Here is a 21,079-nt window from a genome sequence, read left to right as displayed (position 1 = left end):
ACGATGGAGAAAGATAAAACGTTAATGCACTTGCATAGTGCAATTGAAAAACAGGTTCCTGATGTATGGGATAAAATTAAGGATAAGATTGTAACAGATGAACAAGTACATATAAATGAAGAATCATCGCTGATAAATGAAAGAGTTTTATACAAAAGTAGAGGATTATACAGAAGATTACTTGTAGTTGCAGCGGTTTGTGTGATTTGTCTACTATCGATAAGATTTACACCAGTGTTGGCATCGATTCAACAAATGTATGATAAAATTTTTTCAAGTGATCATATTGATGATTCAGGTGTTAGAGCTGTAATTAAATTAGGTCAACATCAAGCGATTAATCAAACTTATTTTGATGCTACAAATGATATAAGTGTACACTTTGAAGGAATTATGACTGATGATAAAGAGACAAAACTTTTATTGACTTACCATAGTAAAACGAAGGATTTAAAAAATTATTATATTGATATTTTTGAAGGTGATAGTTCGATCAATTTAACGGTTGGTAACAATAAAAAGCTGAAATTACATAACGTAGGATGGGGTAGTAGATATTACGACCGTAAAGAAAATAAAGTAGTGGAAGCATTGTCATTTGAGTCAATCAAAAAGTACAAAGGACAAAACATTCATTTAGAAATTGAAAATTTAACAATATATGGTGATAAAAAGGACAGTATGGTACCAGCAATTTGGAATTTTGATTTCAAACTAGCTAATTCTGCCATTTCTAATCGAGAAACAATTGAAATAAACAAAAATTTTACCTACAAAAACATAGAATACAAAATTAAAAAGGTTGAGTTTTCGACACTGGAAACAAGGGTAGTCGTTGCCGGCTCAGATACGAAAGTATTTACTGATGAAAGTGGAATGCGATACACAGTAATGAGTAAATTGGAAGAACAATTCCTTAATTCTAGAAAAATCGATAAAGAACTAGGGTATACAGTAAATAATAAAAAATCGGGAATTTTCTTAAAATCGGCTGGGGAAAAAGTTGTTCCGATTTTTAGTAAAGGTGAGGTGGCTGGTGAAGATGATGAATATATTATGATTTTTGCTCCAGTTAAGGATCGCCGGGACTGTGCGCTTGAAGTTGGAAATGATATAAAAATCCCTTTAATTAAAAAGTAATAAATTGAAAGGTTCGACATTTGTGTCGATCCTTTCTTTTGATTAGAAATCTAACTAGTAGAACAGAATTGGATGAATTATAGACAATTAAAAAAATATAGATTTTATGGTAAAATTTAGTAATAATTATTTTATAGAAATAGAATATGGAGAATAGAGAGGAGAAAGTAATGATTAAAAAGACTAGTTTAATCTTTTTAATATTAGTCATTACTCTGAATTTGGCTAGTTGCCAAATGGAAAATAGGGGTAACACAAGGCAAGTAGGTAAAGTTATAAAGAAAAATTTCAATCCAATCGGTAAGTTAACTGGCATAAAAACAGATTATAAACTTTCTTTAAAAATGAAAAAGGATGAAAAGTTTGAAGTACAAGCTTACATAACTGTTACAAATATAACTAAAGATAAATTGAATAATATTAAACTATATTTTATCCCGAATATGTTTACAAAAGAAAACTCGCCCACACTTCAGCACCCGTCAAAAATCCACATTAAAAGTATTCGTGTGAATGACATTCAAACACAGTACAATCTTAATCAAGATACATTAACAATTCCATTCAAAGTCAATTTAGAGAACAATCAAACAGTTAGCTTATCAATTTCTTATTCATTTAGCTTACCTGACCAGGGTTTTCGATTTACAAAACAAAATGAAAATTTTTTCTTAGCACAGTGGTATCCAATGGTTCCAACATATATAGAAGGGAAGGGTTGGAATAAACATCCTTACCAGTTTAAGGGCGAATCATATCATACGACGTTCAGTAATTTTAACCTAAGTTATGAAGTGCCAAATGAATACACCGTTTTCACAACTAGTGACCAGGATGAGTTTCCAAGTAAACCTTCGAACCAACTTAATGTCCGAAATGAAAAAGAAGTCTTTGTTGGGATTCTAAAAAATCCAAATGTCATTACTAAAAAAGTCGGAAAGGTCGAGATTAGACTAATTAACTTTAATGAAAACATACAAGAAGATTCATTAGATGCTGCAGCAAAATCACTAAAATATTTTCAATCAATCATCGGACCTTATCCACTAAGACAATTAGATATTATTTCTAGTAATACCGGCCATTCGGGCATGGAGTATCCAGGGATAGTTACTGTAGATACAAGTGCGACAAGAAACGTTTTGAGATATTTAATTGTTCATGAAATAGCTCACCAATGGTTTTATGGAGTCATAAGTAATGATCCGTATAAAGATGCATGGTTGGATGAAGGACTTGCTTCAGTAGCTACCAGTTTATTTATAGCAGGAAAAAATGAAATTCCAAATAATAATATACCAATTAAATTAACATCTAAGCCTTCTAATTTATCTATTAATCAATATACTCCTGTGGAATACCCTAGTTATATTTACGGACAATCTTCTCATGAATTATTAAAAATATTTAATCAAAACGGTGGTAGAAAAGCATTGGAAATGTTTTTGAAAGATTATTATTTTTATTATCATTATAAAGAGGTAGACACAAAAGAGTTTTTAAGATTCTTGAAATTTGAACTTAAAATTAAAGACGATAAAATATTCGAAAACTGGTTGAATGTTACCGGAAAAGAAAAAACATCCTCATAATAAGGAAGTACATTAAATGAGAAATTCATTTCGTGGTTATTTCAATAAAAGCAACTTTAAACTTATTATTGTAGAGAAAAAATTGAGGTGAATTCATGAAGGAGGCTCAGGCCTCGCCCCATGGAAAGTGAGACTGAAAATACTTCTGATTATTTGAAAAGTTCTTTTTCAACAGCCTGAAGCCTATCCATTTTATAAGATAGGCTTTTTTTATTCCACTAATCTATTAACTATTAAAATAAGTCTAAGTCAAAAAAATTCATCGACCTGTACGCGCCTTCTGCTCACTCAATTCAAGAGCTATCTCATATTCCTTATTTGGAATCAATGGTGAAATCTCACTACTAATTAATTTAGCAACCTCATTTTCATTTAATTCTCCACTATCGAACCTTCTGAATATATCCTGCATTTTCCAACTCACTTTGTAAAAAAAGCAATCACTTGCTGCTTTTGCTTCTGCATCAGGATTTTTGAATTTATAATTAGAATACTCAGAAGCGGTATGCTCTTTTTTATTATGCTTTCCATCCATAACTGCTGCCATCGCATTCGAACTTAAAGGTAGAATGATTAATACTGTTAGGATTACAGTTAATAAATTTTTCATAAAATATTTCTCCTTGTACATTATTAATTGTTAAAGTTTAGTATCAACGCTAATGGTATATAAAATACAAAATGGACTAATGATTAGAATAATTAGCCCAATTCACTTTAATTAAGTTGTAATATTTTATCGCCAATTTTTGGTATTGATGATCTAGAATCCGTATCCTTAGAAGAACAAAATAATTTCAATCAGTCTACATTTGTTACCACAGCTTCTTTAAAGGCGAAGTCAGATTTCTTTATCTGACTAAGTTCTTTTGATGACATTTTCTCATTTTTTGGAATGGCTATTTCTTCTTGAGTACCCTCTAACGTCCTCTTCATTACATTAAAAGCTAATAATGTAAGAATAAAAGCGATACTTGGTCCAAAGACAATCCACTGATCGAGCATTAGCTCTTTGTAAGATACTCCGATTAAGGAAGACCATTCGTGTGAATTCGGGAATGTGATGCTGTTTACAGTGTCTAGTTGGATTGTTGTGCTACCACCGACAAAAATTCGAAAAACACCTAGGTGAATAAGTAATAATAAGACACTAATCATTTGCTGAACGATCATTAGTAGGATTCTAGAACGTAGAAATGGCATTACATGTTTTCGTATAATCCTAAACTTTGTTGCTCCTATTGCTCTGGATGCTGTAATAAAATCTTCGTTGCTAAAATGGCTCACTTCATTGCCAATAGCATGAACGAGAGAGGGTAATGAAACAATTGTTAGCCAAAAAATGATTGAAACAATATAGGAAAAGCCTTTTGTAGCATCACTAAATAGATTTATATCAAAAAACAACATGACGAGGAGGATAGCTGGAATAAATCGGAATGCTCGCTCAAAAGTTGTAAAAAGTGTTCTCATTTTTTGTAAATAAATCCCATAAATAATCCCAATGAAAACACTTAATCCAACTCGCAATAAACTCACACTCAATCCGATTAAAATGGTATATTTAGCACCATCAATGACTAACCAAAAAAGGTTATTTCCTAAACGATCGACCCCGAAAGGAAAATCAAAACTTGGTGGGAATGGTCGCATTTTCGTGATGTTTCCATTTCCATCATATAAAAATGTTGGTGGAGATTTAATGTGATCTTTTAAAACATATGTATAAAGGAAACTTATGGCAACTAAACTAGTTAGAAATAGTAATGAGAAGATGAAAGGAAGTCTCGTCCAACCTTTTTTCATTCGGATTGCTCCCTTCCTGTCAGTTTGATCGCGACTAAATTAAATATCATTTCTATGAAGAAGAATGGAATAAATAAAGCGATCAAACAGATGTAAAATGCGTTAGGTGTTTTCAACGCTGTATAAAGTAATTGAAAAAAACCATGAATATTAAATAATGCTTCAACAACTAATAGATTCGAAACGAGCAGCCAAAATAAGTAGTGCGAATGCGAAAATAGAGTTACTACAACGTTTCGTAGAATATGCCTTAGTAAGATCCATCCATTGGATAAACCTTTTGCTTTTGCAAATTCGACATATGTTTTTTTACTTTCTTCTTCAATTGCAAGAAAACTCATTTGGAATAACATGATCCCAGGTAGTATAGACACGACTAAGATTGGAAGTACATATACTTTCTCAAGTCCTGCGACTGGATCGACGATTAGAATATTTGTTTTTTTATAGAGCCATATAATGAATAATTGAACTGCGAAAATAAACATAACATCTGGGATACTTTGTAAGAGAAATAAACATTCTTTGACTACTTTTCGCATTTTTGGAGATAACTGATAAGTTACATAGGAAAAGAAGATTCCTAACGTGAATGTACAAATAAAAGAAGATGATAGAATAATAAACGAATAGATAAATGGCTCTTTTAAATAGCCCCATAAAGGTGTTATTTTTGAAAAGGGCCCTACTTTGATTGTTATTTCATTTAAATGAAGAAAGCTATGACCAAACGTACTAAGTTGTTTTAAAACCGTGTGGAATAATTCAGTTTTTGTCGTATGTAAACTAACTGAAAACGCTACAATGATTCCTATCAAAATGATCGTAAATAGTAATTGGTAAAATTTTTTCCATAGATAATAACGAATACTCATTTAATCGTAATCTCACTCCTTTATCCTCATTATCCTTCTGTAAAACTCATTCATCATCCTTTCATATTTAGAATCTATTTACATCTAGTTTAAACTACATTGGAAATTATTGTAAGAAAAATTAGAATTTATTGCCAAATTAAAAGAAACTACTAGGAGGGTTAAATGGAACGAGTTAATTTTTCAAGTAATCGATTGATTTTTGAAAAAGCAGAGAAATCTTTCGTTATTCATAAAAAAATAATAAAAGCGCTTCTACCAGAAGCTGATCTTCAGCACATTGGTAGTACGGCCATTCCCAACAGCCTGACAAAGGGCGATTTAGATATACAAGTACGAGTTTTTCCTGAGGAATTCTCAAAAGCTGTAAAATTACTTTCAACATTATTTGAATTAAATGAAGGTAGCATTAAAACGAATTCATTTAGAGCATTTAAAAATGATTCACTTGACCCACCAATAGGTGTACAACTAACAATTATTGATTCTGAATTTGATTTCTTTTGGAAATTACGTGATCTTTTATTATTAAATGAAGAGTATAAAATCAAGTATGATCATTTAAAAAGAAAGTTCGAAGGGAAGGGTATGGAAGAATATAGGGATTGTAAAAACGAGTTTTTCGCAAAATTAATGAATACTCCTGAATATAAAAAAATGAAAAGATGACTGATCTGAAACGAAAAATTATTCTGCATTTTAATTTTTACTAGTCTCTTTCATCTTCAATAAGTTTGAATGAATTCCATTTTAAAAAGTAGGCTCTAATTTAACTCTCATATGTATCGAGTTGACAACATATTAAATATTAAGAGAATTTAATGAAATAAAAGGGGAAACAGTTAATCTATTAAAATTCATGAGTAAGGGGATGAAGATGAAAAAACTAAAATTAAGTTTTATAGTAGTCTTATTTATTCCAATACTATTAGCTGGCTGCAATAAAACTGTGCTTACTGATGGTAGCATAAATGTTACAACAGAAATGGATCAAATCATTTCAGATTACATTATTGAACAATATAAAGGAATATACGAGCCAAGCGATAAACAATTTGAAGTACATAAAGTATATGGAACGGAAAAAAAGAATAATAAGTTAACAGTCTACTTTTATTCCCTTTTCGGCACCTATAATTTGTCAACAAAAACAGAGGAACAGGGTGGTCACTCCTTGCCCGCATTAATTACATTGAAGCGACAAGGTTCCTCCTATTCAGTTGTAAAATATAAAGAGCCAGATGAAGGCGACCCTGGGATATCTTTAAAAAGAATGTTTCCACGAAAGTATGTAAAACAAGCTAGATATGATGAGAGTGATCTTGAAAAATTAGATTTACAAATGAAGAAAAAAGTAGAACAATGGTTAGCAGAAAATAGATAAGAAGGAAAGGATTGGCATATTAAGCTAATCCTTTTTTTATTTGACTCTGTTAAAGCAGATTGTTGATTTTTTTTTTCAACAAAATGGCAGATTATATGAATAAGGTTAAATGGTAAAAAAAGGGAATTTTGATAATTTTGTCGAATATGAATGTATAGGAGGCGAGATACAATGAAATATATACAAAGAATTTCTGTATTTATATTGATTACAATATTATTATGTGCGTGTCAGTCAAAGTCTGTTGATGTTCATATGAAGACAAAAATTTTAGAAATTCCAAATACAAGTGAATATGTAATCTTAAGGGTTCAAAGTGTTGATAAAGGGGTAGCCTCTGAAGAAACAACAATGACTATAAAGGATAATAAAAAAATTAAAGAGTTTATCGAAAAAGTAAACAAAATGGAAGTAGTTCAACCTTCAAAAGATGAATTAATGGAGAAGAACAAAGAATTAAATAATAAGGGAAATTACATCTTTGTATTGTCGGATAAAGAATCAATGGACAACAAAGTATATTTAATGAATTTTTTTAAAGATGGAAGGATAATTTTTCAGAAGCCTAATGGAAAGAAAGTAAGTTCTATTGGGGAAGGTCAAAAAATGATGTATTGGTCAAAAGTAAAACATCCTGAATTACTTACTGAGTTAAAAAATCTATTAAATATAAAGTTTTAAAGCTGCTAATATGCGGCTTTTTTTATTAAAGTAAATGGCAGTTTAATTAAAGTGAAAACTTTCACAAAAATGATTATAAATTTAAGTTCTAATAACCAATTATCTGAAGATGTTCCTCAACAATCAGGCCATATAAAGGAGTAAGGCTTATTTTAACGGATCAGTTTACTCGAATAATTTATTAATAATGAATAAATATTTCCTGATTATAATGCCGTTACATATCTATTTCATTCTTCATCTATTGTTAACAGGAATAAAGATTGGAGGTGAATTTTACATGGGAAAAAGTAATGATTTTCATCTTTCGTTCCTAACGTGGAATATTTATCAAGGTACAGATCCTGCACCATTGATTAATGCTACCCCAGAGCAAATCCCTGAACGAGTAACAGAAATCTTTAGACTTTTTCTTGCAACTAATTTTACTGTTCGTGCAAAGGCAATTGCTAGAGCTATTGCATCAGAAAAACCTGATTTTATCGGTTTGCAAGAGGCTCAGCTTTGGGAGCTAATTATCCCAACTTTCGGAACAATTACCTATGATTTTATAGAGATATTATTGGAAGAGTTGGATGAAAGAGGGTTGAAGTACGAAGTTGCAGCTCGAAACCGAAATTTTAATATACAACTTACTGACAGCAATGGAAATATCGTTCGATTATTGAACAGGGATGCCATATTGGTTCGTAAAGAAAAAGACTTGAAGGTAATTAGAAGCCAAGAAGCTAATTTTCAGACAAATCTAATTGTACCAATAGCAGGACAACCTTTTACAGTCCTTAGAGGTTGGTCTTCTGTAGATTTTAAGAAGGATGGACAAGTTTTTAGGATGATTAATACACATTTGGATCCAGCTGTTGAGGCGATACGGAATGCTCAAGCTAATGAAATTCTTCAAGGACCAGCAAATACTCATTTACCTGTAATAATTACCGGAGATTTGAACTCCATCCCTAATAGCACAACTTATAATTTGTTTATTAAAGGAGGCTTTCAAGATGTATGGAATGAGGTAGGTGAAGGTCCAGGACTTACCTGTTGTCAGGGGCCTGATCTTTTAAATGCAATTTCTAGCTTAATTGTTAGAATAGACTATATCTTGTTTAAAAATGGTTGGAAACCAAAAGAAGCAGAATTAGTAGGTGAAGAACAGAGTGACAGAACAAGAACGGGTCTATGGCCGTCCGACCATGCAGGTGTATCTGCACGTTTACATTTAGAGGATCATCATCACCATGATGAAAGTTGTAGTTAACAATTGCCAAAGAATGAATAGACCGTTAATTATTAAAGAGACGGTCTTTTTTAGTGTACAAAGTAGAGCTTCCATATGTTATATTCGTTTCCTAAGAAAGTTTCTATAATGATAAGTTAATTGAAGGATACTCAACAACTACTTTAAAAGCATATAAAATACAATCCAACACTATTAATTAAATACTGATATTGATATTGATCAAATCCCTACTGATGCTTTAAAAGAGTATCTTGTAATTGATGAAGAAAAGTTAAAACCTGCAACTCTAGCACATAGAGTTCGTTTTATAAAATCTTTATTCCTTTGGGCTCATGATGAGGGTGAGATTCATAGTAACCCTTCTTCAAAGTTAAAAGAACCAATAGCTGGAACCAGAATTCCTAAATTCTTAACTGTTAAGGAAATTGAACTCCTTCGGGAAGCCTGAAATACGCCAAGAGAACATGCAATAATTGAGTTTATGTATTCATTAGGATGCCGTTTAGGCGAAATTCTCTTAATAAATATAAATGATATAAATTAAACGAATCAATTTGTAATAGTACGAGGAAAAGGTGATAAAGAAAGAGAAGTATACTTCAATACTCGAACTGAAATTTGGTTATTTAGATACTTGAACGAACGAGACGTCATTATGGAGATTAAATTCTGAAAATATAATGAAACAGTTACTTGATACAGAATAAAAATCATAAAATAACCAGAAGACAGGGGCGGTTGATCAAATTGTAGGTAGACTATATCTTTACTTTCCGGCTAGCTATGGGTAATTTAGTTGAGCAAGGTACAATAAGATAACCCTTTTTTCGTACTTTTATTTAACAATTTAGGCGCATTGATCTAATTGATCAAGCGTCTTTTTTGTGCTAGAGGGTGGAATGATGCGGACATTTCTTGAGAGTATATATGATAAACTTTATTAGGGATTTTCATATATATGAAATATATTTCACGAAATATTGATTATTACTCTTATGTGTATTATATTATTCATGAAAATGAAATTTGAGGTGATATGATGAATATTGGAATGGAAATAAAGAAATTGAGGACTGAAAAAGGTATCACTTTGAAAGAGTTAAGTGAAAAAAGTGAACTATCTATTGGATTTATATCTCAATTAGAAAGGGGACTTACTACAATAGCAGTTGATTCACTTGAAAAACTAGCTGATACTTTGGGAGTGCATTTAACACATTTTTTTGATTACCCACTTAAAAGAAAAGATATGGTTTTGAGGAGTTATGAACAAGAAATAATGGATTCGGTAGAAGGAGGTTTTATTAAGTATAGTTTAAGTACAGATTTGGAAAATAAACAACTTGTTCCAAGGCTTATAGAAATTCTTCCTCAAAAGAAAGATGAAGAAATATTATCCTATAAGCATGAGGGAGAAGAGTTCGTATATGTTTTAGAGGGTATTTTAACAGTTTACATAAATGATACGAGGCATGAAGTATATCCTGGTGACAGCATTCATATGGACTCAAATATTGCACACAATTGGGCTAATTACACGAATAAAAAAGTCAAGCTTATAGCTGTTAATACGCCTAATTATCTCTACAATAGAGGATTTGATAATACAGATGCTGACTAGTAAAGACATTATATAAATTAATAGAAAGTGATAATAATAATGGATAAATTAATATTGTATCTAATTGGTTCTTTTTTTGTAATTGGAGCTATTGATTATATTACCGGAAATCATTTGAAACTGGGTGGGAAATTTGAGGAAGGCATAAAGAGCATGGGGACTTTAGGGCTTGGAATGATAGGAATAATTTCTTTAGTTCCTATATTTACGAATTTTTTATCTGTTGTGATTATTCCAATCTGTAGAGTTTTTCATCTAGATCCCTCTATAGTTCCAGCAACATTTTTAGCTGTAGATATGGGTGGCTATCAAATGGCTAATAAATTAGCATTGTCAGAGGAAATGGGATCATTTTCAGGAATTATCATTGCATCTTCTTTAGGAGCCACAATTAGTTTTTCAATACCTGTCGCGTTAGGGATGCTTTCTAAAGAGGATGAAAAATATTTTTCTAAAGGTGTTTTGGTTGGAATTATTACTATACCAATAGGATGTCTGTCAGCAGGCTTATGGCAAAAAATAAATATCAATCTATTAATTTTTAATCTGGTCCCTATATTTATTTTCGCCATTATTTTAGGGGCAGGATTATTAAAATTTCCGCATGTTTTTATAAAAGTTTTTAATGTATTTGGAAAGCTTATAGTAAGTTTGAGTACTGTTGGATTACTTTTACAAGGTATAAATGTGATATTTGGTGTAACGCTTGTCTCAGGATTAGCACCACTTTCTGAATCTACTATTATAGTGGTCAAGATTGCACTTGTTTTAGGTGGAGCATATCCCATGTTAGCACTTATTAATCAAATCTTTAAAAATAGCTTTGAAAAAATAGGGGAGAAGTTTGGAATTAATTCAGTGTCAGTAGCAGGTATTTTAGGAAGCTTAGCTAGTAATTTGTTGATATTTGGAGCATTTAAGGAAATGAATCCTAAAGGAAAAATGGTATGTACTGCCTTTGGTGTAAGTGGAGCATTTGTATTTGGTGGTCAACTAGGATTTGTTTCAGGAGTAGCACCAGAAATGATAGGCGCATTTATCATATCAAAGCTTACAGCTGGAATCATTAGTATAGTACTAGCTGTTTGGCTGTATGAACGTGAAAATAAAGAATTTAGTCTTAAAGAAAATGGAGGTATTAGTAATGAACATCAGAGATAGAGTCGAAAAGTTAAGGCAGCTAATGAGAGAAAATCAAGTGGATGCTTATATAATTCCAAGTTTAGATGCACATCAGAGTGAATATGTAGCGGAACATTGGAAATGTAGACAATGGATATCAGGATTTACAGGGTCTGCGGGTACTGTAGTTATCACATTAGAGGATGCTGGGTTATGGACAGATGGCAGATACTATATTCAAGCTGAAAAGCAGCTCGAGAGCACAGGAATCAGATTGTTTAGAATGATGGACCAAGAGGTACCATTTTATTCAGAATGGCTAGCAGATATCCTTAAAGAAGGAAGTATTGTGGGCTTTGATGGAAATGTTTTTTCAATTAATATGGTTAAAAAGATGGAAAAAGATCTAAAAGCAAAGAGAATAGAATTAAAAATGAATCAAGATTTAATTGATGGTATATGGGAAGGTAGACCGGAAATTCCTAAAGGACAAATTTTTACGCATGACGTAAAATATGCAGGCAAATCACGAGTAGAAAAATTAAATGAAGTAAGAGAAGACATGAAAAATAAAGGAGCAAATTATTATATATTAACTTCTCTTGATGACATTGCATGGCTTTTGAATATAAGAGGAGAAGATGTGCCTAACAATCCCATTTTAATAGCTAATGTAATCGTAGCAGAACATAAATGTTATTTATTTATTGATTCTTGCAAGGTTTCCCCATTGGTTAAATTAGAACTGGAAGCTGATGGAATCGAGTTAAAAGCGAGTGATGAAATTCAAACATTATTGGAAAATCTTTTAGACCGAGATGCAGTTATTCTAGATACAAATAAAACAAATATCAGATTATACAATGCCATTAACAGCAATACAAAGAAAATTGAAAGCCCTAACATCACAACTAATTTAAAAGCTATTAAAAATGAAGTTGAGATAAAAAATTTAAAATGGTGTGAAATAAAAGATGGTTTAGCTATGGTGAAATTTATAAAATGGCTAAAAAAATTCTGTAGATAATACAGAAATTACAGAGATTACTGCAGAAGAAAGATTAGAAGATTTCAGAAGGGAGCAGGAAGGGTTTGTTGGACCTAGCTTTGATACGATAGCAGGTTATAATGAACACGCTGCGATGATGCATTATAAAGCTAATAAAGAAACCCAATATACGCTCAAGAATGAAGGTCTATTTTTAATTGATTCAGGTGGACAGTACTATGATGGAACAACTGATGTTACAAGAACGATTGTTTTAGGAAAACTTACCGATGAACAAAAAAGAGATTTTACTTTGGTGTTAAAAGGGTTTATTGCATTAAGCTCAGTAAAATATTTATACGGAGCAACAGGCTCTAACTTAGATGTTTTAGCAAGACAACCAATTTGGCAGTATGGTTTGGACTATAAATGCGGGACTGGACATGGGGTAGGTTTTTTCTTAAATGTTCATGAAGGACCACAAAGCATAAGGAATGATAATAATGTTATTTTAGAAAGAGGTATGGTTATTACGAATGAACCGGGAATATACCTCGAGGGTAAATATGGAATTAGAATTGAAAATATGATGTTAGTAGTTGAAGACGAGAAAACAGAGTTTGGCCAATTTATGAAGTTTGAAGCAATCACTTATTGCCCTATTGATTTAACAGGTATAAATAAAGATATGTTAACAGAGAGTGAAAAGCAATGGTTAAACAATTATCATCAAGAGGTATATACAAAGCTGAGTCCTTATTTAAATGAAGAAGAGAGAGAATGGCTAAAGGCTGAAACTAGGGAAATATAAATTGATATTGCCAAAATACCACTTACATTACTTTCTTTTTTAGCCAAGAATGAATGTATCGCAAATGATCATGAGATTTCATCTTTATTTAATTATTTGTAAAGATTAATAGAACTGTTTTCATTTACAACAAACGCAATATTTTAAAGGATTGACTGCTTCGGCGGTCTTTTTTATTGTTCTAAATGACGGTTTACTTCAATAAGATTTCGCATTGATAGTTAAAGAAAAATTAAAATTTATATATTTTAACAAAATTAGAATCACGTCAATTTACCGTATTATAAAAATAAGAGTTTTGCTAGAATTGAATATTACTATTTATTGGGGCGGTGATTTTAATTGTATTGTAAACTAAGGATTCCTCTATTTTTGTTTGTTTTAGGAACAATTTCTGGTCTTTTTCAGAAGTTTCCAGAAATCTTGCTTGTAAATACATCGTATTACATAAGAAGTGCGGTTTTTATTGGTCTAATTGTTATAATTATCACTATCTTTGAAAAAACACAAATAAATGATAAAAAAGTGCATTTTACAATTGGTATTGTTTTAATCTTTTTAGGAATTCTGATTGATTATTTAATGGTGTAAAGGTGTATGTATAACTAACGAAGTACATTAGATGGATTTAAATTACCGAAAATTATCGAAAATTATATGAAGAGGATAAGCTTGTGGAGAAAAACAATACAACCATTGTTTCATTAGTTATTTCACTTGTAGTTATGTTATTAGTAACAATATTAAATTATGAAGATCATCGTTTTATTTATGGTACAGTCGGAGCGTTAATTTCCGTTTCGATTCTATGGGAGCTTAAAGCAAATTTCAAAAGATTAAAAGAATAACTTGTCAAATAAATATAAAGAAAAATATCACCAAATTTTTATGGTCTTTTCACATGCTTATTAATAAAATATGAAATTCATCCTATTTCTAAATAGGAGTACAATATGTATTTGCCGAATAATATATAGTAGTTAGCACAATAGTTTAAAGGAGAACGAACATGCTAAATAAGCTGATAATTGCATTGCTATCAACAATTACTTTTTCATTCTTATTTACTTGCTTTAAATATAAATCCCTTGGTGAAGATGATTTTTTATGGATGTTCATTGCTGTTATCATTTATTCTAGCGCTGTATATCTTATCGGAGGAATTCCATTATCCATTGGCGTTGATAATTGGCACTTGAAATATAAATATCCTTCAAAAATTTTGTCTTATTTAGCGAAAGTGGGAATGTACTCTGTTGCAGGTATGAGTGTGATGATCATTCTTTATATCTTTGAAAGTCAAAGCGTTAATCAAAGCATTTTTGATGATATTCTCGGTTTTTCACTTCTGTTGCTTTTTGGTTGTTTCGCTTCGAATGTGTTTTATCATGTTGAATTATTTTTTAATTTTATTCTAAAAAAGCACCCAATTAACACTACTTCAAAATCTTTATTGGACTAAGGTGCTGCATTTGTTGAACAACATTGTCGGCTGAATAGTCGATTTTTTATAGAACTATAATGATAGATTGGTTAAATATGTGAAAATGAGTATGGAGGGAAAAGAATTGCAAATTAAAGAACTAAACGCAAAATTTCAATCTAAAAAAATACCAAATTATTTTTTAATTGATGACATTTACCGAATTTATAAAGAAAAATATAAAATTAAAGAATTAGCAATAGAAGATTTCTTAGAATTAAAAGAGGATCCACATGTAGATTTCCCTAATATAATCAAGTGTTATCAAATCGATGATGAAACTGTTTTAAATAATTTATATAGTGAGGAAGAAAAGGAATCACAACAAGAGTTTTATGAATTTTTATTAAATACCTATCCAGATGAAGAATTTAAATTAAAGGATCAAAAAATAATTAGTATTATTTTAGAAAGTAAAGACGGTAAACGAATTAGTGGTTATACGATACAAGGTTGTAGGTGTGATTATATAGAAAAAGAATTAGTAGTTTTTATAGGAATAGAGATGGAGAACCAGAAATTAGATAACATCAAATTCATAAACTATTTAAATGCCTTAGATGAAATTGGATATTTATGATATTTATTCTTGTACAAATGTTCCTAAGGTTGTCAATTTGACAACCTTTTTTAGTTCAAAAATCAACATTTAAATTTAACAAAAACCGTGTATTTTAATCCGAAAGTAACAAGATGAGATGATTTGCACTTACATAGGCACACAGTCAAGCACGCGATACATATAATTTAATACGGTATGTGCGAAAGCACTTAACCGCCCTAATAACACCGGAAGAATTATACAAAAGGGAAGGGCGGGGTAGCATGGTAAACGATGATTCAAAGAATAACAGTGCTACATCAGCTCCTAATAAACCCGTTGGCACAGTTATTCTACGAAATAAACCCAATATTAATTTAATAGCGAAAAGTGTAATGATCGCTTTTAAAAACGGTACTACAGTAAAAAAGTAGTCCGTTTTTTTTTATTGTTAAAGTACATTACTTAAAAAATGCAGTACCTACTTTTGTAGTAGATGCACCAGGTGGTGGAGGGAAAATTTCACTTCAGCCAAACTATATCGTCTCTCAAAGTAGTAAAAAAACCGTGCTTAGAAATTTTGAAGGTGTTATAACTTCTTATCCAGAGCCTGAGAATTATCAAGAAGATACTGCTGAGGAATATTTTTCACTTGTTTATCCTGATTATTTAAATAAAGCTGCTAAAGTTGGTATTGCTAGTATTATGAATGATCAAGTACAAAGCTTAATTCCAGCAGATTTAGAAAGAATGAAGAAGAGGGAGCTATATCAAACAGATCCAACACATAATTCATTAAAGAATAAAAGGGAAAAAAGGGATGAACTAAAGGAGAAAAAATTTCAAGCTCAAATTCAAAAAATGGATGGAAGTGAAAAGAAAGATGAGTAATCCATTAAAGTGTGATTGGTGTGGAGAGGAAAATGCAATAGAAACAAAAGCTGTTGTACATTGGGAATTACCTGATGGCTCACGCGCAATCACAATTACAAATGTACCATCATTTCATTGTAATCAATGTAATTTCACTTATCAGAAGGAAGAGATGGTTAAGGAAATAGAAAATCAGTTATTTCTTATTTCAACAAAACTACTTCCAGTTGCGGTGTCATTTGATGAATTAATGAAGCAACCAAGGTTGTTAAAAAGAAATTATTTTGACTTCTCGTCATAGAACTAGTATTTTTAAATTATAAAATAGTTTCGCTTATCTAGTTTTTTGTAAGCGGGTATATAATATAAAAAAATAAATAAAGCTGAGGGAGAATCATGAGAAAGTCATTTTACCATTATATGATGAAACATAGAAACTATAAAATTCCTACTGATATTGGAATATTAGCAGATCATCTTTTTAATGATCACTCGTTTCCAAAACAATCTTCAAGCTATGACGAAATTAGCTCATATTTAGAATTGGATGGTACTTTTTTACAATCTATGAGCGTTTTCGATGAAGCATGGAACTTATATGAAGAAGATCGATAGATGTGACTTAGTTTAACCTAAGTTGCATCTTTTTTTATTTATAAAAACCTATGTTAGTCCTTCTATTTATATTTTGTACAGATTGCACTTTGAACTAGCTTTAAACTTCTGCCCTATAAAATAGGCTAATCCCTTTTTTTATTTACTCTGAAAATGACAGACAATTATGTATTGGCTGCATAGTATACAGTAAAAACGTATTAGTCACGACGAATGGAGAAGGAGGTAAGAAGTATGACAAAGAAAAAACAACCGAAGTATAACGTAGATGATATTGTCGTGATAACGTTATATGGAACTGTAGGTAAGATAACAAATATTAAATTGATGGATGGCGTTTTTGTATATGAGGTCAATAATCATGACGGACTTTATGTAGAGAATACTCTTCAACTTCTCAACGAATATGACGGGAAAAAACTTGAAAAAGAATGGATCGAAGTTAATTATTCATTTTCTTTCGGGGATCTCGTTCAAGTTAACGGATATGAAAAAGAAATTTTTCGTATTGTTGGATACCGTACAGAAGTTTGGCGATATAAAAATGACGCTTGGGAAGATACAATTTATGAATTAGCGCGCATTACTGATGGAGAATGGTTAGAAGCCGATGAAACAGATTTAACGTTAATTGCATCAGCACAAACTGCAAATGCAATCTTGAAGAAATTAAGAAATGATAAAAATGGCATTACTAAATTAGACTTAGAAAAACTGCGCTCAATGAATGATTTTAATAAAAATAGAAATAAAACAACAAAACAAGAAATAATCGATGGATTATTAGATATATACAATGATTATGCTGTTTTATATTCAATCTTCCAAGATGAAGAATATAAAATTGTGATGGATCTTGTGCTTAAAAATTTAAATAAATTCTCAGAGAAGAAAACGAATTGAGAGAGAGGATATTCTACAATAATTGTAGAATTATATGAATCATAAAAGGTATGCCTATCCCTAATAAAATAAAAAATGCAACTGTCGTCAGTTTTTCAGCAGCTTCTTCAAACTTGTCATCATTAACCATAATTTCTTTTAAATTAGCTAGCTTGTCCATTTTTATCATTGGTAATCTCGCTCCCTTAACATGTTTTAATTGAATATATGCTTGTCAATGTTGCATTATGCTAAAGGTTACATATTAATATTTTTTGTGCTTAGTAAGGTTTTTTTCATATTTTCTCATTTTTCACATATTAACTAGTAAGGGGTGATGCTAGTGAAAGAAATTGAGGTAGTTATTGATACGGAAGAAATAGCAGAATTTTTCTATCAACAGCTCATTCAACGAGGATATGTTCCTGAGGAAGAGGAAATTGAAGAATTAGCGGATATTACTTTTGAGTACTTACTGGAAAAATGTATGATTGATGAAATTGATGAAGAAGATGAATAGTCATGAAAGTGGCGACGGGTAATCTCGTCGTTTTTCTCTGTGTATCCAAAGTACAAGCAGACATAACGGTAAATTAGATTTGGAGGAATTTATGAAAAAAAATAATTGGATACTAATTATAACTTCTATCTTTCTATTTATTATTTTAGGACTTATTTATGATTCGAAAATGATTCATAACCTGGATCAATCAGCATTTAAGTTCTTTGAATTCATTCGGACTGATGCGTTGGATTCATTTTGCTATTTCTTAAGAGATTTTGGTTCTTCAAAGATGTATTTGACATTCGCAGTCATCATCTTAATCTATTCAATTATTCGTAAGCGTATATGGACTGGCATTTCTTTAATTGTTACACTCTTAACTGCTAGAGTAATTGTTTCATTTTTAAAAGATATATATGAAAGACCACGTCCAACTTCAATGTATTATGTTGAAAGTGGATTTAGTTTCCCAAGTGGACATGCTGTTATGGCAACAACTTTTTTTCTAACTTTAGGATTCATTTTAATTGTGCTTCAACCTTCTCTAATGAAGCATAAAAGAGTAATTCAATTTATCGTACTTTTATTTATTTTTTTAATTTCGATGAGCAGAATATACTTACATGTACATCATTTCTCTGATATTATTGCTGGTTGGTTAGTTGGATACGCTTGGTATAGTATTTGTAAAAATATATTTATTTTTTTACATGAAAGAAGACAAGTTTAAATAAAAAATACACCTATAAAATATAGATTTGATCTATATTATAGGTGTATTTTTTTATATTTTATTCTTTATGAGACAATCAAGTTGGCCAATATAACTGATTTAAGAATAATGTATATTTAATTGTAGCATCCGTACGTTTATCGAATTCCCGAGAACGAAAGCCATAAGTAATATTTACGACTACTTCGTAAGGAGAAATAATATGAGCACTAGTATCAATCGTTGTTCTAAAGAACATACCTTCTTGATCAGAAAAACCATAATCAATTCCGCTTAAAACACTACTTGCACTTAAAACTCTAAAGGGATATGTTCGAAATAACCGAGAAATCGTTCTTCCACCTGTAAGTGCTTCTGGAAAACGAACAACATCTTCAATGAAGTTAATCACAATTTATCACCTCAAGAGATGTATATGTCACAATCACATAAATTTATGTAGTATTACGAATTGATATGATAAACGAGGTGCTAATTGTACCTTTAAAAGTTTTAACGAAAATACATAGATCATCAAAGGACAATGAGATTACATATAAATGTCTTTTTCTACAGAATCGCAGGATAATGTAAGAAAAAGATTTATTGAAATTAATCTGAATAAAATTATAAGGTCGAATAACAATACTCGAATTGTTAGGAGTGTTTATAAATATGCCTGTTATTAAAAGAGAAGAGAAAAGCCGTATAGTAGGTCTTGTGATTTTATTCGTTTTTGTGATTGGAATAGGAGCTTTATTTTTTCCTACAATCCAAAATACATATAACAAACTTAGTATTCAAAGAACTAAGACCATTACTATCTCTTCAAAAACACTTACAAAAGACGAAATTTATAAATCTTGAACGAAATCAAAGAATTTTAGCTACTAAATTTGAGAAAAAAATGAATGGCTGTCTAAAGAAATTAAAACAGGTGCAGCAATGATCGAGTTTAACTATGACTTTATGTATGATCATTCTGAATATGATTCGGTTAAAATTTTATTAACTGTAACCAAATACAAAGTTGCTGGGAAAACAGTAGCGTTCATCACAGATGAAGGGAAAATAACTAAAATTCATTCAAAAAGTGGCTGGAAAGATTACAATACTAAATAATTAGATTGTATTAACGCCACTTTTGTTTAACAACCTTTAAGCTGCTTCGGTAGCTATTTTTTTTAGTAACGTCTGGGGAGTTGTTTATTAAGATTGTAGAAAAATTGGCAAATTTACTTTGATAATTTGAAAGGTATATTTGTTAAAATTGACTAAGTCATTCATTAATTTTTCCATAAAGAATTTAAATGGTTTCATTTAGGAAAAAGAATTTAGATAGCGTATGCATCATAAAAAAGCTTATATAAAAAAGCAAGCAAAAATAAAGGAAAAGGATTTTAAGAGGGGGAAAATGTTTGAGGGCGTAGATTTTTTATTTACGTTCGTTCCCATTTTTATCTTTTTCCGACAGAAGACTCCTTCCTCAAGGAACGTGAAGGGCAAAGCCCAGTAAGTAGGTGGGAGATGAATGTCGGTTGGCTTTAGCCTAAATATTTTGTGAAATATAGAAAATAACAAGAAGAAACGAGGTGAGAACAGTGAGGATATACAAAGCCTATAAGTTTCGGATCTATCCTAATAAGGAACAAGAAACCTTAATTGCAAAGACTATTGGCTGTACTCGATTTGTATTCAACCTTTTTTTAGCAAAATGGAACGATGCATACAAGGAAACTGGTCAAAGGTTAACTTACAATACTTGCGCTGCCGAGCTGACACAACTAAAAAAAGAACTAGTCTGGCTGAAAGAAGTGGACAGCATATCCTTGCAGTCCTCCCTCAAAAATCTTGCTGACGCGTTTAGTCGTTTTTTCAACAAGCAAAATCATGCTCCATGTTTCAAGTCCAAAAAGAACAATGTACAATCCTATACAACCAAGCATACAAATGAAAATATTGCCATTGTGGGTAACAAGATAAAATTGCCCAAACTTGGTCTTGTTCGCTTTGCCAAAAGTCGTGAAGTAGATGGACGGATTCTTAATGCTACCGTTAGACGAAACCCAATTGGTAAATACTTTGTATCCATTCTTGCTGAAGTAGAAGTACAACCACTGGAGAAAACTGAATCATCTATTGGTATAGACTTAGGCATCACTGATTTTGCAATTTTTTCTGATGGTCTCAAGATTGATAATAATAAAT

At 31.0% G+C, this 21,079-nt stretch carries 25 protein-coding genes and 2 pseudogenes; 22 read left to right on the top strand and 5 right to left on the bottom strand.

Annotation, left to right across the window (positions count from 1 at the left end):
* The first annotated feature begins 3 nt into the window (after positions 1-3).
* Both CN601_RS00120 and CN601_RS00115 read left to right on the top strand, forming a co-directional pair.
* Positions 4-1,140 carry a DUF4179 domain-containing protein gene (locus CN601_RS00120; RefSeq protein WP_098169589.1) on the top strand — a complete coding sequence of 379 codons (1,137 nt, stop codon included), beginning with the start codon at positions 4-6 and terminating at the stop codon, positions 1,138-1,140.
* Between the two features lie 170 nt (positions 1,141-1,310).
* Positions 1,311-2,732, top strand: a complete 1,422-nt coding sequence (locus tag CN601_RS00115) for a M1 family metallopeptidase (protein ID WP_179865367.1) — start codon at positions 1,311-1,313, stop codon at positions 2,730-2,732.
* 259 nt (positions 2,733-2,991) lie between these two features.
* Here CN601_RS00115 and CN601_RS00110 read toward each other — a convergent pair whose 3' ends face one another.
* The 3 genes from CN601_RS00110 to CN601_RS00100 form a co-directional block, all read right to left on the bottom strand.
* On the bottom strand, positions 2,992-3,342 hold the full coding sequence (locus tag CN601_RS00110; RefSeq protein WP_098169587.1) for a hypothetical protein: 351 nt from the start codon (positions 3,340-3,342) through the stop codon (positions 2,992-2,994).
* A gap of 191 nt (positions 3,343-3,533) precedes the next feature.
* A complete protein-coding gene (locus CN601_RS00105) occupies positions 3,534-4,538 on the bottom strand; it encodes an ABC transporter permease subunit (protein ID WP_098169586.1) in 1,005 nt (334 codons plus the stop codon).
* Positions 4,535-5,413, bottom strand: coding sequence for an ABC transporter permease subunit (locus CN601_RS00100; RefSeq protein WP_098117863.1), 879 nt, complete (start codon positions 5,411-5,413; stop codon positions 4,535-4,537). The genes CN601_RS00105 and CN601_RS00100 overlap by 4 nt, the downstream gene beginning before the upstream one ends.
* 165 nt (positions 5,414-5,578) lie before the next feature.
* Here CN601_RS00100 and CN601_RS00095 point away from each other — a divergent pair, with 165 nt between their 5' ends.
* From CN601_RS00095 to CN601_RS00030, 15 genes and pseudogenes are all read left to right on the top strand, one after another.
* A complete protein-coding gene (locus tag CN601_RS00095) occupies positions 5,579-6,082 on the top strand; it encodes a GrpB family protein (protein WP_098169585.1) in 504 nt (167 codons plus the stop codon).
* A gap of 208 nt (positions 6,083-6,290) precedes the next feature.
* Positions 6,291-6,797 (top strand): hypothetical protein, encoded by a 507-nt coding sequence (locus tag CN601_RS00090; protein WP_098169584.1) that lies wholly within the window; start codon positions 6,291-6,293, stop codon positions 6,795-6,797.
* Positions 6,798-6,968: 171 nt separating this feature from the next.
* Entirely contained in the window at positions 6,969-7,478 is a 510-nt protein-coding gene (locus CN601_RS00085; RefSeq protein WP_098169583.1) for a hypothetical protein, read from the top strand.
* 280 nt (positions 7,479-7,758) lie between these two features.
* Entirely contained in the window at positions 7,759-8,736 is a 978-nt protein-coding gene (locus CN601_RS00080; RefSeq protein WP_098169582.1) for an endonuclease/exonuclease/phosphatase family protein, read from the top strand.
* A gap of 1,021 nt (positions 8,737-9,757) precedes the next feature.
* Entirely contained in the window at positions 9,758-10,339 is a 582-nt protein-coding gene (locus CN601_RS00075) for a helix-turn-helix domain-containing protein (RefSeq protein WP_098169581.1), read from the top strand.
* A gap of 39 nt (positions 10,340-10,378) precedes the next feature.
* A complete protein-coding gene (gene eutH, locus CN601_RS00070) occupies positions 10,379-11,500 on the top strand; it encodes an ethanolamine utilization protein EutH (protein WP_098169580.1) in 1,122 nt (373 codons plus the stop codon).
* A pseudogene (locus CN601_RS27810) lies at positions 11,484-13,260 on the top strand (aminopeptidase P family protein). Before eutH ends, CN601_RS27810 begins: the two are co-directional and overlap by 17 nt.
* A gap of 674 nt (positions 13,261-13,934) precedes the next feature.
* Positions 13,935-14,108 (top strand): hypothetical protein, encoded by a 174-nt coding sequence (locus tag CN601_RS26690; RefSeq protein ID WP_179865366.1) that lies wholly within the window; start codon positions 13,935-13,937, stop codon positions 14,106-14,108.
* Positions 14,109-14,269: 161 nt separating this feature from the next.
* Positions 14,270-14,722 carry a hypothetical protein gene (locus CN601_RS00055; protein WP_098169578.1) on the top strand — a complete coding sequence of 151 codons (453 nt, stop codon included), beginning with the start codon at positions 14,270-14,272 and terminating at the stop codon, positions 14,720-14,722.
* Positions 14,723-14,828: 106 nt separating this feature from the next.
* Positions 14,829-15,323 (top strand): hypothetical protein, encoded by a 495-nt coding sequence (locus CN601_RS00050; RefSeq protein WP_098169577.1) that lies wholly within the window; start codon positions 14,829-14,831, stop codon positions 15,321-15,323.
* 245 nt (positions 15,324-15,568) lie between these two features.
* Positions 15,569-15,718 carry a hypothetical protein gene (locus CN601_RS26685; protein ID WP_179865365.1) on the top strand — a complete coding sequence of 50 codons (150 nt, stop codon included), beginning with the start codon at positions 15,569-15,571 and terminating at the stop codon, positions 15,716-15,718.
* A 40-nt stretch (positions 15,719-15,758) separates the two neighbouring features.
* Positions 15,759-16,175: pseudogene (locus tag CN601_RS00045) on the top strand (lysine 2,3-aminomutase); the annotation flags it as partial.
* The gene (locus CN601_RS00040) at positions 16,168-16,458 is read left to right on the top strand and encodes a YokU family protein (protein ID WP_098117879.1); all 291 of its coding nucleotides are present in this window, start codon (positions 16,168-16,170) and stop codon (positions 16,456-16,458) included. The pseudogene CN601_RS00045 and the gene CN601_RS00040, both read left to right, overlap by 8 nt.
* A gap of 95 nt (positions 16,459-16,553) precedes the next feature.
* The gene (locus CN601_RS00035; protein ID WP_098117850.1) at positions 16,554-16,772 is read left to right on the top strand and encodes a YozE family protein; all 219 of its coding nucleotides are present in this window, start codon (positions 16,554-16,556) and stop codon (positions 16,770-16,772) included.
* A gap of 234 nt (positions 16,773-17,006) precedes the next feature.
* Positions 17,007-17,675 (top strand): hypothetical protein, encoded by a 669-nt coding sequence (locus CN601_RS00030; RefSeq protein ID WP_056466277.1) that lies wholly within the window; start codon positions 17,007-17,009, stop codon positions 17,673-17,675.
* A 13-nt stretch (positions 17,676-17,688) separates the two neighbouring features.
* Here the strand turns inward: CN601_RS00030 and CN601_RS26680 are convergent, their stop codons facing one another.
* Entirely contained in the window at positions 17,689-17,844 is a 156-nt protein-coding gene (locus tag CN601_RS26680; RefSeq protein WP_179865364.1) for a hypothetical protein, read from the bottom strand.
* Between the two features lie 153 nt (positions 17,845-17,997).
* Between CN601_RS26680 and CN601_RS00025 the strand changes: the two genes are divergently transcribed.
* Together CN601_RS00025 and CN601_RS00020 are read left to right on the top strand one after the other, a co-directional pair.
* Positions 17,998-18,174 carry a YozD family protein gene (locus CN601_RS00025; protein WP_087997714.1) on the top strand — a complete coding sequence of 59 codons (177 nt, stop codon included), beginning with the start codon at positions 17,998-18,000 and terminating at the stop codon, positions 18,172-18,174.
* Between the two features lie 91 nt (positions 18,175-18,265).
* The gene (locus CN601_RS00020; protein WP_098169575.1) at positions 18,266-18,889 is read left to right on the top strand and encodes a phosphatase PAP2 family protein; all 624 of its coding nucleotides are present in this window, start codon (positions 18,266-18,268) and stop codon (positions 18,887-18,889) included.
* 79 nt (positions 18,890-18,968) lie between these two features.
* Here CN601_RS00020 and CN601_RS00015 read toward each other — a convergent pair whose 3' ends face one another.
* Positions 18,969-19,283 carry a hypothetical protein gene (locus CN601_RS00015; protein WP_098117847.1) on the bottom strand — a complete coding sequence of 105 codons (315 nt, stop codon included), beginning with the start codon at positions 19,281-19,283 and terminating at the stop codon, positions 18,969-18,971.
* A gap of 263 nt (positions 19,284-19,546) precedes the next feature.
* Here CN601_RS00015 and CN601_RS00010 point away from each other — a divergent pair, with 263 nt between their 5' ends.
* The 3 genes from CN601_RS00010 to CN601_RS00005 all read left to right on the top strand — a co-directional run.
* On the top strand, positions 19,547-19,738 hold the full coding sequence (locus tag CN601_RS00010) for a hypothetical protein (RefSeq protein WP_098169574.1): 192 nt from the start codon (positions 19,547-19,549) through the stop codon (positions 19,736-19,738).
* 78 nt (positions 19,739-19,816) lie between these two features.
* A complete protein-coding gene (locus tag CN601_RS26675) occupies positions 19,817-19,993 on the top strand; it encodes a hypothetical protein (protein ID WP_179865363.1) in 177 nt (58 codons plus the stop codon).
* 479 nt (positions 19,994-20,472) lie between these two features.
* Positions 20,473-21,079, top strand: a 607-nt coding sequence (locus tag CN601_RS00005) for an RNA-guided endonuclease TnpB family protein (protein ID WP_142317276.1), incomplete at its 3' end; no start/stop codon positions are given.

It is taken from the genome of Bacillus sp. AFS017336 (assembly GCF_002555445.1).
Lineage (GTDB): Bacteria > Bacillota > Bacilli > Bacillales > Bacillaceae_G > Gottfriedia.
Note: the sequence above shows the minus strand (reverse complement) of the source record. Positions and strands in the feature narration are given on the sequence as shown.

Excerpts from the sequence above, each read along its gene's own strand:
- CN601_RS00100 (WP_098117863.1), bottom strand. The coding sequence starts at position 5,413 with ATGAGTATTCGTTATTATCTATGGAAAAAATTTTACCAATTACTATTT.
- CN601_RS00090 (WP_098169584.1), top strand. The coding sequence starts at position 6,291 with ATGAAAAAACTAAAATTAAGTTTTATAGTAGTCTTATTTATTCCAATA.
- CN601_RS00040 (WP_098117879.1), top strand. The coding sequence starts at position 16,168 with ATGAGTAATCCATTAAAGTGTGATTGGTGTGGAGAGGAAAATGCAATA.
- CN601_RS00095 (WP_098169585.1), top strand. The coding sequence starts at position 5,579 with ATGGAACGAGTTAATTTTTCAAGTAATCGATTGATTTTTGAAAAAGCA.
- CN601_RS00055 (WP_098169578.1), top strand. The coding sequence starts at position 14,270 with ATGCTAAATAAGCTGATAATTGCATTGCTATCAACAATTACTTTTTCA.
- CN601_RS00020 (WP_098169575.1), top strand. The coding sequence starts at position 18,266 with ATGAAAAAAAATAATTGGATACTAATTATAACTTCTATCTTTCTATTT.
- CN601_RS00030 (WP_056466277.1), top strand. The coding sequence starts at position 17,007 with ATGACAAAGAAAAAACAACCGAAGTATAACGTAGATGATATTGTCGTG.
- CN601_RS26685 (WP_179865365.1), top strand. The coding sequence starts at position 15,569 with ATGGTAAACGATGATTCAAAGAATAACAGTGCTACATCAGCTCCTAAT.
- CN601_RS26675 (WP_179865363.1), top strand. The coding sequence starts at position 19,817 with ATGATCGAGTTTAACTATGACTTTATGTATGATCATTCTGAATATGAT.
- CN601_RS00120 (WP_098169589.1), top strand. The coding sequence starts at position 4 with ATGGAGAAAGATAAAACGTTAATGCACTTGCATAGTGCAATTGAAAAA.
- CN601_RS00010 (WP_098169574.1), top strand. The coding sequence starts at position 19,547 with ATGCCTGTTATTAAAAGAGAAGAGAAAAGCCGTATAGTAGGTCTTGTG.
- CN601_RS00105 (WP_098169586.1), bottom strand. The coding sequence starts at position 4,538 with ATGAAAAAAGGTTGGACGAGACTTCCTTTCATCTTCTCATTACTATTT.
- CN601_RS00075 (WP_098169581.1), top strand. The coding sequence starts at position 9,758 with ATGAATATTGGAATGGAAATAAAGAAATTGAGGACTGAAAAAGGTATC.
- CN601_RS00035 (WP_098117850.1), top strand. The coding sequence starts at position 16,554 with ATGAGAAAGTCATTTTACCATTATATGATGAAACATAGAAACTATAAA.
- CN601_RS00115 (WP_179865367.1), top strand. The coding sequence starts at position 1,311 with ATGATTAAAAAGACTAGTTTAATCTTTTTAATATTAGTCATTACTCTG.
- CN601_RS00085 (WP_098169583.1), top strand. The coding sequence starts at position 6,969 with ATGAAATATATACAAAGAATTTCTGTATTTATATTGATTACAATATTA.
- eutH (WP_098169580.1), top strand. The coding sequence starts at position 10,379 with ATGGATAAATTAATATTGTATCTAATTGGTTCTTTTTTTGTAATTGGA.
- CN601_RS00080 (WP_098169582.1), top strand. The coding sequence starts at position 7,759 with ATGGGAAAAAGTAATGATTTTCATCTTTCGTTCCTAACGTGGAATATT.
- CN601_RS26680 (WP_179865364.1), bottom strand. The coding sequence starts at position 17,844 with ATGATAAAAATGGACAAGCTAGCTAATTTAAAAGAAATTATGGTTAAT.
- CN601_RS00110 (WP_098169587.1), bottom strand. The coding sequence starts at position 3,342 with ATGAAAAATTTATTAACTGTAATCCTAACAGTATTAATCATTCTACCT.